This window comes from Acetobacter oryzifermentans (genome assembly GCF_001628715.1).
GTDB lineage: Bacteria > Pseudomonadota > Alphaproteobacteria > Acetobacterales > Acetobacteraceae > Acetobacter > Acetobacter oryzifermentans.
In genome coordinates this window covers 1,109,883-1,122,995 of record NZ_CP011120.1, presented here as the reverse complement: position 1 = coordinate 1,122,995, position 13,113 = coordinate 1,109,883, and the positions used below count along the sequence as shown (strand labels likewise).

General features: G+C 55.3%; 9 protein-coding genes. All 9 read left to right on the top strand.

The genetic code is table 11. The annotated features are described in order from the left end of the window. Positions 1 to 134: 134 nt before the first annotated feature. The 9 genes from carA (at position 135) to WG31_RS05415 (ending at position 13,039) form a co-directional block, all read left to right on the top strand. The gene (carA, locus tag WG31_RS05460) at positions 135 to 1,535 is read left to right on the top strand and encodes a glutamine-hydrolyzing carbamoyl-phosphate synthase small subunit (protein ID WP_063353882.1); all 1,401 of its coding nucleotides are present in this window, start codon (positions 135 to 137) and stop codon (positions 1,533 to 1,535) included. Between the two features lie 16 nt (positions 1,536 to 1,551). Beyond that, a complete protein-coding gene (gene carB, locus WG31_RS05455) occupies positions 1,552 to 4,806 on the top strand; it encodes a carbamoyl-phosphate synthase large subunit (protein WP_006116007.1) in 3,255 nt (1,084 codons plus the stop codon). 151 nt (positions 4,807 to 4,957) lie between these two features. Beyond that, the gene (gene greA / locus WG31_RS05450) at positions 4,958 to 5,431 is read left to right on the top strand and encodes a transcription elongation factor GreA (protein WP_006116008.1); all 474 of its coding nucleotides are present in this window, start codon (positions 4,958 to 4,960) and stop codon (positions 5,429 to 5,431) included. Between the two features lies 1 nt (position 5,432). Further along, a complete protein-coding gene (locus WG31_RS05445) occupies positions 5,433 to 6,629 on the top strand; it encodes a threonine ammonia-lyase (RefSeq protein WP_035351562.1) in 1,197 nt (398 codons plus the stop codon). Positions 6,630 to 6,788: 159 nt separating this feature from the next. Continuing rightward, positions 6,789 to 8,327 (top strand): 2,3-bisphosphoglycerate-independent phosphoglycerate mutase, encoded by a 1,539-nt coding sequence (gene gpmI / locus WG31_RS05440; RefSeq protein WP_063353881.1) that lies wholly within the window; start codon positions 6,789 to 6,791, stop codon positions 8,325 to 8,327. After that, positions 8,328 to 9,794, top strand: coding sequence for a murein hydrolase activator EnvC family protein (locus WG31_RS05435; protein WP_063353880.1), 1,467 nt, complete (start codon positions 8,328 to 8,330; stop codon positions 9,792 to 9,794). A gap of 178 nt (positions 9,795 to 9,972) precedes the next feature. Beyond that, the gene (locus tag WG31_RS05425) at positions 9,973 to 11,418 is read left to right on the top strand and encodes a S41 family peptidase (protein WP_035351569.1); all 1,446 of its coding nucleotides are present in this window, start codon (positions 9,973 to 9,975) and stop codon (positions 11,416 to 11,418) included. A 20-nt stretch (positions 11,419 to 11,438) separates the two neighbouring features. Continuing rightward, the gene (locus WG31_RS05420) at positions 11,439 to 12,530 is read left to right on the top strand and encodes a divergent polysaccharide deacetylase family protein (RefSeq protein WP_063353879.1); all 1,092 of its coding nucleotides are present in this window, start codon (positions 11,439 to 11,441) and stop codon (positions 12,528 to 12,530) included. Then, the gene (locus tag WG31_RS05415) at positions 12,527 to 13,039 is read left to right on the top strand and encodes an RNA pyrophosphohydrolase (protein ID WP_063353878.1); all 513 of its coding nucleotides are present in this window, start codon (positions 12,527 to 12,529) and stop codon (positions 13,037 to 13,039) included. The genes WG31_RS05420 and WG31_RS05415 overlap by 4 nt, the downstream gene beginning before the upstream one ends. Positions 13,040 to 13,113: the final 74 nt, after the last annotated feature.

Below are 13,113 nucleotides of genomic sequence, written 5' to 3'. Positions count from 1 at the left end.
TGCGCGGCACGCATGCAACACTGCGGGAAAAAACTTCCCACCCACTTACAACACAGCATCTTGCAGGTGGGAAATTTCTTCCCACCTTGGAAATCGAGTGCTAGAAGACGGCTTCGGGAGGCACAAGCACGCACATGCCCTTGTCCATAGATACCATTATCGCCCGGATTGGCGGCCCAGACGCCACAGCCAAGCTGACAGGCGTTGGCACGGAAGCCATCCGCAAATGGCGGCAGGCGCAGGCCATTCCGCCCCGCCACTGGCCCGTTATTGCGCAGGCCACAGGCCTTTCCCTGGAAGACCTCCAACCCATTCCGACAGACCGACCCTCCCCCCATGCGGGAGACAGCAAGACAGGATCATCCATGCCCGACGCCCGCCCCGATGGCGCCACCGCCGCGCTTGTTCTCGCAGATGGAACCGTATTGTGGGGGAAAGGCTTTGGCGCTTTCACCTCCAAACCCTCCATTGGCGAAATTTGCTTTTCAACCGGTATGACCGGGTATCAGGAAACACTTACTGATCCATCTTTTGCCGGGCAGATTATTACCTTCACCTTCCCCCATATCGGCAATGTGGGCGCGAATGCAGAAGATGATGAAGCTACAAAAGTGTTTGCCCGCGGCCTTGTGGTGAAGGAAGACCCCACAGCACCAGCCAACTGGCGCGCAACGGAAAGCTTTGATGCGTGGCTGAAAGAACGCGGTGTGTCCGGTATTTCCGGCGTGGATACCCGCTCCCTCACCTTAAAAATCCGAGACAAGGGTGCCCAAACGGCTGCGCTGGTTTTCCCGCAGGATGGCAAGTTTGATCTGGATGCCATTTTGACAGAAGCCAAAGCATGGCCGGGCCTTGAAGGCATGGATCTTGCCAAGGAAGTGACATGCGCCGCCCCTTACGCATGGACAAAAAGCGTGTGGGAATGGCCCAATGGCAGCAAGGAAGCCCCCACAAACCGGCGCAAGGTTGTTGCTGTAGATTATGGCGCAAAACGCAACATCTTGCGCTGCCTTGTTGCTGCCGGGTGTGACGTAACCGTTGTGCCCGCCACCACCACGGGTGAAGAAATTCTGGCCCTTAAACCAGAAGGCGTGTTTCTTTCCAATGGCCCCGGTGATCCGGCAGCTACGGCCACATATGCTGTGCCCGCTATTAAAGCTGTGCTGGATGCTGGCGTACCGTTGTTTGGCATCTGCCTTGGGCATCAGCTTCTGGCCCGTGCGCTGGGCGCCAAAACCTATAAAATGGAACGCGGCCACCGCGGGGCCAACCAGCCGGTGCAGGATTTGGCCACCAAGCGCGTGGAAATTACCAGCCAGAACCACGGCTTTGCTGTGGATGCTGATACCCTGCCCGCCGATGCGCACGTCACACATATCAGCTTGTTTGATGAATCAAACGAAGGCTTGGCATCAGACAAGTATCCGGCGTTTTCCGTCCAGTATCATCCCGAAGCCAGCCCCGGCCCGTCTGACAGCTTCTATCTGTTCAAACGCTTTGTCACCCTGATCGACCTTAACAGCGCCAAGAAATAACGGGAACGAACGTATCATGCCCAAACGGACAGACATCCGCTCCATCCTCATCATCGGCGCTGGCCCTATTGTTATCGGGCAGGCGTGCGAGTTCGATTACTCTGGCGCACAGGCCTGTAAGGCCCTGCGGGAAGAAGGCTACCGGGTTATTCTGGTAAACTCCAACCCGGCCACCATCATGACAGACCCCGGCCTTGCGGACGCCACTTATGTGGAACCCATTACGCCGGAAGTGGTGGAACGCATTATTCTTAAGGAAAAGCCAGATGCCGTGCTGCCCACCATGGGCGGCCAGACAGCGCTGAACACCGCTATGGCGCTGCATGCATCAGGCTTTTTGACCAAGCATAATGTGGAACTGATTGGTGCAGACGCCGAGGTGATTGACCGGGCCGAAGACCGCCAGAAGTTCCGTGAAACCATGGATGCCATTGGCATTGAAAGCCCCCGTAGCTTTATTGCCCACACGCTGGCAGAAGCGCACGATGCGCTTAAGCAGATTGGCTTTCCATCCATTATCCGCCCCTCCTTCACTATGGGCGGTTCCGGCGGTGGCATTGCCTATAACCGTGAAGAATTCGACCAGATCGTGCTTTCCGGGCTGGATGCCTCCCCCACTACGGAAGTGCTGGTAGAAGAATCTGTTCTGGGCTGGAAAGAATATGAAATGGAAGTTGTGCGCGATAAGGCGGACAACTGCATTATCATCTGCTCCATTGAAAACATTGATCCAATGGGTGTGCATACGGGTGATTCCATCACCGTTGCCCCCGCATTAACGCTGACAGACAAAGAATATCAGCGCATGCGTGATGCCTCCATTGCCTGCCTGCGGGCCATTGGCGTGGAAACCGGTGGGTCCAACGTGCAGTTTGGGATCAACCCCAAAGATGGCCGCATGGTGGTTATTGAAATGAACCCCCGCGTGTCCCGCTCTTCTGCGCTGGCCTCTAAGGCAACGGGCTTCCCCATTGCCAAAGTGGCTGCCAAACTGGCCGTTGGTTATACGCTGGATGAGCTGAAAAACGACATCACGCGCACCACTCCGGCTTCCTTCGAACCCACCATTGACTACGTGGTGGTGAAGATCCCGCGCTTTACGTTTGAAAAATTCCCCGGCGCACCGGCTCTGTTGTCCACCTCCATGAAATCTGTTGGGGAAGCCATGGCCATTGGCCGCTCCTTCCCCGAAGCGCTGCAAAAGGGCCTGCGCTCTATGGAAACCGGCCTGCATGGGCTGGACCCTGTAGAACAGCCCGGCGATGGTGGAGAAGATGCCTTTCGTGCTGCTCTTTCCCAGCCCAAGCCGGAACGTATCCTTATGGCCGCGCAGGCGCTGCGGGCTGGTCTTTCGGTGGAAGACATTCACGAAGCCTGCAAGTTTGAGCCTTGGTTCCTGCGTGAAATGGAAAAAATCATTCACGCAGAACGGGAAGTGGAAAACCACGGCCTGCCCAAGGATGCCCAAAGCCTGCGCCGCCTGAAAGCCCTTGGCTTTTCAGATGTACAGCTTTCTCGCCTGTCCGGCACGCAGCCTGAAGAAGTGGCCAAATTGCGGGCAGAAGCTGGTGTAACACCGGTTTACAAGCGTATTGATACCTGCGCGGGTGAGTTCGCATCCTCCACCCCGTATATGTATTCCACCTACGAAGGGCAGTTTGCCCCGCCAACCTGTGAATCCAACCCAACAGACCGGGAAAAGATTGTTATTCTGGGTGGTGGCCCCAACCGTATCGGGCAGGGTATTGAGTTCGATTACTGCTGCGTTCATGCCGCTTACGCCCTGCGTGAAGCCGGTTATGAAACCATCATGGTCAACTGCAACCCGGAAACGGTTTCTACCGACTATGACACTTCCGACCGTTTGTATTTTGAACCGCTCACGGCTGAGGATGTCATTTCCCTTATCCGTTGCGAACAGCAAAAAGGCACGGTTAAGGGCTGCATTGTGCAGTATGGCGGGCAAACACCTCTTAAACTTTCCCGCGCTCTGGAAGCCGCAGGCATTCCGCTGCTAGGCACTCCGGCTGATGCCATTGACCGGGCAGAAGACCGTGAACGCTTCCAGACCATGTTGCACAAACTTGGCCTGCGTCAGCCAGAAAACGGCATTGCCCGTACGCCGGAAGAAGCCGAAGCCGTGGCCGAAAAGGTTGGCTATCCGGTTGTGGTGCGCCCTTCCTACGTGCTGGGTGGCCGCGCCATGGAAATTGTGTACGACCGTAACGGCCTACAGCGCTACATGCGCGATGTGCTGACAATGGCCGGGCACGATATTTCTTCCGGCCCGATCCTGCTTGATCGTTACCTGAACGAAGCCATTGAAGCTGATGTGGACTGCATTGCAGACGGCACAGATGTGTATGTGGCTGGCGTGATGGAACACATTGAAGAAGCAGGCATCCACTCTGGTGATAGCGCCTGCGCTCTGCCGCCCTATACCCTCTCCCCTGCCATTGTAACTGAGCTAAAAGCCCAGACAGAAGCCATGGCGCGAGAACTGGGCATTGTGGGCCTGATGAACGTGCAGTACGCCATCAAGGATCAGGAAATCTTTGTTCTTGAGGTAAACCCACGCGCATCCCGCACCGTGCCGTTTGTAGCCAAGGCCACAGGCGTGCCGGTAGCTAAAATTGGTGCACGCGTTATGGCTGGCGCCAAGCTTTCGGGCTTTAATCTGGATGATCGGGCCGTGGTGCCGCATGTTGCGGTAAAGGAAGCCGTATTCCCCTTCAACCGCTTTGCGGAAGTAGACACCATTCTGGGGCCAGAAATGCGCTCCACGGGTGAAGTTATGGGGCTGGATACATCCTTCGAGCGCGCTTTTGCCAAATCCCAGCTTGGGGCAGGTGTTAAGCTGCCAACCTCCGGCACGGTGTTTCTTTCCGTGCGTGAAAGTGACAAGCCCCAACTGCCACCGCTAGGCCGCCTGCTGGCTTCCATGGGTTTCCGTATTATGGCCACCCGTGGCACAGCCAAAAAGCTGCGCGATTCCGGCATTGAAGTAAACCTTGTAAACAAGGTGCTGGAAGGACGCCCACATTGTGTGGATGCCATTCGCTCTGGTGAGGTGCAGATGGTTATCAACACGGCGCAGGGTGCGCAGTCTGTAGCGGACAGTTTTGATATCCGCCGCTCTGCCCTTGTGCTGGGTATTCCGCACTACACCACCATGGCTGGCGCGCGGGCTGCAATTCATGCAATTGCGGCAATGCGTGAAGGACCGCTTGATGTTGCGCCACTTCAGTCATACTTTAGTGGAACATTCTAAGCTAAAGGTGCAGGCATAACCTGCCTGCACCCCCTTAGCCATGTTCGGGTGGCAGCCTGCTTTTGCGGGTTATGCCTTGCCCGTGTAACTGTTTAACTTTTGCGCCGGAACCCGCTGGTTCCGGCTGCTTTTTTAAGTCTGGGGATGCGTCTTGCAGAAAACTCCAATGACGGGCAAGGGCCTGCTGCAGCTAGAAGATGAGCTGCGCAAGCTGAAAGCAGAAGAACGTCCGGCAGTTATCCGCGCCATTGCGGAAGCCCGTAGCCACGGCGATCTTTCTGAAAATGCGGAATATCACGCAGCACGAGAACGACAGTCCTTTATTGAAGGCCGTATTCTGGAGCTGGAAGAACTTATTTCCACCGCAGAAGTTATTGAGCCCACCTCTCTTTCCGGCAAGCAGGTCAAGTTCGGGGCCACTGTGTGCCTTGTGGACGAAGATACGGACAAGGAAATTACGTACCAGATTGTTGGCCTGCACGAAGCAGACATCAAACAGCACCGCATTTCCATTTCCTCCCCACTTGCCAAGGCGCTGATTGGCAAGGAAGAAGGCGATACCGTTTCTGTGCCCGCACCGGGTGGAGATCGGACTTACGAAATCCTTTCCGTCAAATTCATCTAATATGATCACGTTTCAGGATGTCACAGTCGCGGCAGATCGTATCCGCGGCAATGTGATCCGTACGCCCACCATTGCTTCCCACGCGCTTTCCAAAGCAACTGGGGCTGATATTACCCTTAAGCTTGAAAACCTTCAGGCTGTTGGGTCGTTCAAGGAACGTGGTGCCGCCAACAAGCTGGCACTGCTTTCCCCCGAAGAACGCAGCCGTGGTGTCATTGCCGTATCTGCTGGCAACCATGCGCAGGGCGTGGCGCGCCATGCCAGCCTGCTGGGTATTGATGCCGTTATTGTCATGCCCAAGTTTACACCGGCAGGCAAAGTGGTGCGCACCCGCAATTGGGGGGCGCGTGTTATTCTGGAAGGCGAAAGCTTTGCAGAAGCCCTGATGTTTGCAGAAGACCTGCAAGCGCGTGAAGGCCGCACCTTTATCCATCCGTATGATGATCCCGCAGTTATGGCGGGCCAAGGCACCTGTGCGCTGGAGCTTTTTCAGGACGCAGGGCCGCTGGATGCGCTGGTAGTGCCAATTGGTGGTGGTGGCTTGCTTTCTGGCTGTGCCGTGGCAGCCCGCGCCATGCGCCCGGATATTAAGCTGATTGGCGTGCAGGTGGAAAAGTATGATTCTCTGTGTGCTTTCCCCGGCCCGGCCACGCGCCCTAATGGTGGCGCCACCATTGCAGAAGGTATTGCCGTTCTGCAAATTGGCCGCCAAACGGATGAGGTCATCCGCAAGCTGGTTGATCAGGTTCTGGTTGTTTCTGAATCTGCTATTGAAAACGCCATTACCCTGCTGGCTGAGGGCGCCAAACAGGTAAGTGAAGGCGCAGGCGCTGCCGGGCTTGCCGCCCTGCTGACTTACCCGGATATGTTCCGCGGTAAAAAAGTTGCCCTGCCTATTTCTGGCGGAAACATTGATAGCCGTATTCTGGCCAACACCCTGCTGCGCGCCATGCTGCGTGATGGCCGCATTTTGCGCCTGATTATGGAAATTCCAGACCGCCCGGGCGTTCTGGCCGATATTTCCAAAAGCATTGGGGAAGCTGGCGGCAATATTATCGAAGTTTCGCACCAGCGCCTGTTTGCTGCCCCTTCCGTGCAGGCTGCTCAGTTGGAAGTGATGATAGAAGCGCGAGACCCGGAACACGCTGCCCTTATCACGCAGGAACTGGGTAAATCTTACATTGTGCGCCGCGCCTGAAAACTTTTAGGCGTTAAGGCTTTTACAAGGGCAGCTTCTGTATGGGGGCTGCCCTTTGTGTTTGGGCATGCGGGCACCTGCTGCACTTGCCCTCTTTGTCTTCATGCAATTTGGTGGCATTATTCACGCATAAACAAAAACATAAAAAGGTTTAAACCTATGACCTCGACATCCCAGCCACAAAAGAGACCAGTTATGCTTGTCATCCTTGATGGGTTTGGATGGCGAGAGGATCAATCAGACAACGCTGTACAAATTGCCCGCACCCCCAATTTTGACAAGCTGTGGCAGAACAACCCGCACAACTTTGTACGCACCAGTGGCGAAGATGTGGGCTTGCCTGAAGGGCAAATGGGCAACTCCGAAGTTGGTCATTTAAATATTGGGGCTGGCCGTGTGGTCATGCAGGAACTGCCGCGCATTTTCACCGCCATTCGGGATGGTAGCCTTGCCCGCAACCCGGTGATAGAAAACTTTATTGCCACGCTAAAAAAAACCGGTGGCACCTGCCACCTAATGGGCCTTGTTTCTCCCGGTGGCGTACATTCTCATCAGGATCATGCCGCAGCTCTTGCACACATTGTTACGCAAGCCGGCGTGCCGGTGGCGTTCCACCTGTTTACCGATGGGCGCGATACCGCCCCGCGCTCTGCGCTGGAGTTTTTGAAAAAACTACGGGCTGATCTGCCTTCTTCCACAACGCTCGCCACTATTTCTGGTCGCTACTACGCCATGGATCGTGACAAACGGTGGGACCGGGTGGAAAAAGCCTACAACGCTATTGTAAGCGCAGAAGGCCCAACGGCTGCAACACCAGAAGAGACGGTGAACAACGCCTATCAGGCCGATATTTCAGATGAATTTATTGTCCCCACCGTGCTGGAAGGCTACACTGGCATGAAGGATGGAGATGGCATTCTCTCCTTCAACTTCCGTGCAGACCGTATCCGCCAACTGATGGATGCCTTGCTGGAGCCTGATTTCAACGGCTTTGCACGTGGCAAGGTTGTGCAGTTTGCTGCCGCTGTGGCCATGACACATTACAGCGATACGCTTTCCAAACGCATGTCCATTCTGTTCCCGCCAGAGGAACTGACAAACCTGTTGGGCGAGGTTGTCTCCCGCGCTGGCCTTAAACAGATGCGCATGGCGGAAACGGAAAAATATCCGCATGTCACCTACTTCATGAACGGTGGACGCGAAACACTGTTTGAAGGGGAAGATCGTATTCTGGTGCCATCCCCCAAAGTAGCCACCTATGATCTTCAACCCGAAATGTCCGCCCCGGAATTAACAGACAAAGCCGTAGCCGCCATTAAAAGTGGTGAATATGATTTGCTTGTTCTCAACTTTGCCAACCCGGACATGGTCGGCCACACGGGCAAGCTGGATGCTGCCGTAAAAGCGGTAGAAGCCGTAGATACCGGCTTGGGCCGTATTGCACAGGCTATAGCAGAACAACATGGTGCGCTGCTGGTAACGGCAGATCATGGTAACTGCGAAACCATGAAAGACCCCAAAACCGGCGGGCCGCACACATCGCACACACTCAACCTTGTACCCTTTATTGCCTATGGCTCGGGCGCATCCGCCCTGCGTGATGGTGGCAGGCTGGCAGATATTGCCCCCACGCTACTGGCTCTCCTCAACTTACCCAAACCTGCGGAAATGACAGGCTCTTCCCTGCTTGAACGCTGAATGAAACGTATCCGGCCTTTTTCTTCTTCTATCTGCCCGTCTTTCCATTGGGGGAAACTGGCCGGATATACGGCGGTTCTGGTTGCAGCGCCTGCTTTGCTGGTGGGCTATCCGGCAATGCCTTTGCAGGCTGCAACCACACATCATAAAAAAATAGCAACAGCACATCATTCCACGCAAACTGCAGCCAAAACCTCTGTGCGGGAAAGCAAGCCCCGCAGCACACATACGCGCAAAAGCAAAAAGGCCGCAGAACCTTCCGTAATGTCGGATCGTTCTGTGCGAGAAGCTCAGGCTGCCGTCAACGCAGCCCATGCGCAGCACGAGGCCATGGAGCAGGAAAAAGCCCGGCAAGCCGCTGCTGTTGCACAATCCCGTAGCCAGAATGAGGCTGCGCAGGCTGCAGCGGCAGAAGCCAAAAACCGCGCACTTGCGCTTTCTGCTGCAACAGTTAGCGCCACATCGCAACTTCAAAGCACAGAACAGCAGCTTTCTGATCTGCAAGATCAGATCTCGGATGTAAAAAAAGAGCAGGCTTCGCTTCAAGCCGCCTTAGTGCAAGATGCCCACGCGCTTGCCCCTATCCTTCCCTTGGCAGAACGTCTTTCTCTTTATCCGTCTGATACTTTACTGGCTGCGCCCATGCCGCAGGGTGATGCCATTACCGGCTTTTTGGTTTTGCGCGGGCTTTCCCGCCAAATGGAGCAGGAAGCCAAAGGCATGCGCGCCCGTCAAACCCGGCTGACGGCACTCAACACCACGCTAACAAACAAGCTGGCTGAACTGAACCAGCTTGAACAAGCCCAAAGCCACCAGCGCGATACCGTGCGCCAACAGGCCGCCCTTGCGCGAGAAGCCCAGAAGCAGGCGTCTGCCACTGCCATAAACACCAACCATCAACTGCAAACTGCAACACAGCGGGCTGCCAGTTTGCAGGATGCTGTTTCTAAACTGGATGCCCTACAGGCACAGGCCGAATCTGCCCTGCAAAAAGAAATAGCTGCCGCAGAACGCGCGCATGAGGCCGCGCGGGCTGAAGCTGCACGCCGTAAAATGGCCGCTATGGTAAAAACACAAGGGCCGGGGCTTACAGAGCATCCTTCTGCTGGATCTGGCCTGCGACCCGTTGCAGGCACACTTATTTCTACCTGGGGCTCTGCTACCGAATCTGGCCCGGCTACGGGCATGACATACCGCACGCCCCCCGGTGCCAGTGTGCGTGCCCCCTGTGCTGGCACGGTAGATTTTGCAGCCCCTTTCCGCACTTATGGGCAAATGCTTATTCTGAATTGCGGCCGCCATTACCGCTTTATCATGGCGGGCCTAAGCGGACTGGCCGTAGATATGGGCCAGAGTTTGACAAAGGGCGCACCTATAGGACAGATGAGCAGTTCCGGAGGCTCTGGCACGCTGTTCATTCAGTTGCGCCATGGGCAGAAAACCATCAATCCCGCGCCTTTTCTGTAATGGCAGAAAACACGCTGGCTCTTTGCCAAGCAGGATCACAAAGGTTACTCTGCCCAACCAGCGCCAGAACATCTGGTTATGCGCGTAAAACCTTGGCCGCACCCCTATTGTGCTGGCTGAAAAGACAGGAAGAACACGCACGGGCCACATACAGCCCTGCGACAGGAGAGACGATCGCATGAAGTTCCGCACAGGTCTGATGTTCGGCGCCACTGCCTTAACCGGCCTTGCCCTGGCTTTTCATCCGGGCCATTTTTCTGGCTCCGCCCTTGTTGCAGCCCCTGCGCAGGCTGCCACGGCGCCAGATGCCACGCCCACCACAAACCACGCTGAAACATACCGACTGCTAACGCTGTTTGGCACGGTTATGGACATGATCCGCCAACAGTATGTGGAACCTGTTTCAGACCGTGATCTGATTACCAATGCGCTAAACGGTATGCTGAGCGGGCTAGACCCGCACAGCTCCTACATGACGCAAAAACAGTATGATGACATGATGGTACAGATGAAGGGCGAATTTGGCGGCCTTGGTCTGGAACTTCAGCAGCAGGATGGGCATATCCGCGTTGTTTCCCCTATTGATGGCACGCCGGGCTTTAGGGCTGGCATCAAGCCGGGTGATTACATTATTGCCGTAGATGGCCACCCGATTGACGGCACCCCGCTAGATGAAGCCGTGAAGAAAATGCGCGGCAAGGCCAACACTAAAATTACCCTGACACTGGTGCGCGAAAAAACACCTAAACCCATTGTGGTAACGCTAACGCGTGAAGTGATTCACATCGATGTTGTGAAATCTGCACTGTATGATCGGGTAGGTTACATCCGCGTAGCACAGTTTAACGAAACCACGGAAAAAGAGCTGCTGAAAGCTTATAACAGCCTCAAGCAGCAGGCTGGCGGTAAGCTGGCCGGGCTAGTGCTGGATCTGCGGAACGATCCGGGTGGCCTGCTGGATCAGGCTGTGGATGTTTCTTCCAACTTCATCCGTTCGGGTGAGATTGTTTCCACCCGCTCGCGCAACCCCAAAGACAGCCAGCGTTGGGATGCGCACGGCACCGACATTACAGATGGCCTGCCTCTGGTCGTGCTGATTAACGGTGGCTCCGCCTCGGCTTCCGAAATTGTTTCTGGCGCATTGCAGGATCATCACCGTGCGGTGCTGATTGGCACGCGCTCCTTTGGTAAGGGCTCTGTGCAGTCTATTATCCCCATTCCGGGTAATGGTGCCGTACGCCTAACCACTGCGCGTTACTATACGCCTTCTGGCCGTTCTATTCAGGCACTGGGCATCACACCGGATATTGTGGTGAAGGAAACGCGGGAAGATCCGGCCTTCAGCCTGCGCGAAGCTGATCTGGAGCATATTCTGAAAAATCAGGGCGGCAACCAGACCAAGGCACAGCCGCGCACGGATCTGCCAGCCATTGCCAAGGATATTCCAAACGAACCACCGGCAAACTGGCCGGAGTTTGAATACGATAAGCCTGCAACAGACTTCCAGCTTCAGGAAGGCCTGCGTATTGTGCGCTTTATGGCTGGCCTGCCTTCTCCAGATCCGGCTGCATCTCTGCCGCCTGCCAAGCAACCCGCTAAAACGGATAGTGCAACGCACCACTAAGGGCGCGAAAGGGAAAGGCCATGCACACTCCATCGCTCTGGCAGCAACTGCCCTCTAACGGGCGCACCTTTATTCGCTTTTGGGGCGGGTGCGCTACAGCCGCCGTGGCGCTGGCCATAGGGTTGGAGGTTATGGGGCCGCCCGGCCTTTCCATTGAGGGGCAGGATATTGATGTTTCGGCAGATTCCGCTGCCAAACAATCCTCCCCCATCCAGCGCACCACCATTCCCGGCCCGCAAGCCGATCTACTGGAAAGCAAGAATGGCCCGGGGGGCTTTCCGCTTCCCAAAGTGGGTGCACATGATCGCACACCTAAAAAGGTTTATGCCGCACCTGCTGTGGATGTGCCGCCCGGCACCCCCATGGTGGCTTTGCTGATTGATGGCATAGATCAGACAGATGATCTGACAACAGAAGCCATAAACTCCCTGCCCGGTTCGGTTTCTCTGGGTATTTCACCCTATGCCGCCAACCCTGAAGAACTGATGAACGCAGCACGCCAACATCGGCATGAAACGCTGCTTTCTCTCCCCATTCAGGATAACGCCAGCAAGAATACAGATGCCGGGCCCAAAGCGCTTGGGCTGCTACTTTCCCCCCAACAGAACATGGATAATCTGAACTGGGCGCTTTCTCATCTGGCGGGATATGTGGGGGTTACCAATGCCTTTGCAGGGCAAAATGGCGGTAGCTTCCCGCAATCTGAAAGCTTTAAATCTTTGGTAAAAGCCATAGATCAGCGCGGCCTGCTTTATCTGGATGCTACACCGGGCACACAAACCGAAGGCGCCAGTAGCGCTGCTACCGCGGATGTTGTGGTGAATACGGATACCGATATTGTAAATATTGATATCCAGTTGTTGAAACTTCAGCAAATGGCACGGCAGAATGGGCGCGCCATTGGCATTCTGGGGCCATTACGGCCAGTGGCCATGGCCTGCCTGCGCGCATGGTTACCACACCTGAAAGATATGGGCATTGCCTTGGTGCCAGTTAGCCAGATTGTTCTACCGCCGGATATGTCCGCCTATGGCCCTGCCGCCGCAGATGGCAGCATGCATGTCAACCTCTCCAACCCACGGGTGCAGCAGCAAGGCCAACCGCAACAATGAGAGATGCAAGCGCCACGCCCCTTCCGTATCGCCCTAATGTTGGGGCCATGATTTTTCATGCTGATGGGCGCATTTTTATTGCTCGGCGTACGGATATGCCCGGCGCTGGCGGCCCCTTGAATGAAGGCACATGGCAATGCCCTCAAGGTGGTATTGATACCGGAGAAGCACCAGAAAAAGCTGTGCTGCGCGAAGTGGCAGAAGAAATTGGCACAGACAAAGTGCGTATTTTGGCCGAACATCCCGAATGGATTACGTATGATCTGCCACAGCAGCTTATAGGTCGTGCATTGGGAGGCAAGTATCGGGGGCAGACCCAAAAATGGTTTGCTCTGGCTTTTGAAGGCACAGATGTCGATATCCGGCTAGATGCCCAAACCCCTGCGGAATTTGACGCATGGCAATGGATAGATCTTGCCACCCTACCCCAGCAGAATGTGGGGTTTAAAAAACCAATTTATGATCGCTTGGTGCAGGATTTCGCACAGTTTACAAAACCGCGCTCATAAAAAATAACGCGCGATAAAAAAGCTCCCTGACCGCCTATAATCAGGGAGCTTTTTTATATTGGCTTTTTGCTGCG

Coding starts and splice junctions, on each gene's coding strand:
- WG31_RS05445 (WP_035351562.1), top strand. CDS start 5,433: ATGATCACGTTTCAGGATGTCACAGTCGCGGCAGATCGTATCCGCGGC.
- WG31_RS05420 (WP_063353879.1), top strand. CDS start 11,439: ATGCACACTCCATCGCTCTGGCAGCAACTGCCCTCTAACGGGCGCACC.
- carB (WP_006116007.1), top strand. CDS start 1,552: ATGCCCAAACGGACAGACATCCGCTCCATCCTCATCATCGGCGCTGGC.
- gpmI (WP_063353881.1), top strand. CDS start 6,789: ATGACCTCGACATCCCAGCCACAAAAGAGACCAGTTATGCTTGTCATC.
- carA (WP_063353882.1), top strand. CDS start 135: ATGCCCTTGTCCATAGATACCATTATCGCCCGGATTGGCGGCCCAGAC.
- WG31_RS05425 (WP_035351569.1), top strand. CDS start 9,973: ATGAAGTTCCGCACAGGTCTGATGTTCGGCGCCACTGCCTTAACCGGC.
- WG31_RS05435 (WP_063353880.1), top strand. CDS start 8,328: ATGAAACGTATCCGGCCTTTTTCTTCTTCTATCTGCCCGTCTTTCCAT.
- WG31_RS05415 (WP_063353878.1), top strand. CDS start 12,527: ATGAGAGATGCAAGCGCCACGCCCCTTCCGTATCGCCCTAATGTTGGG.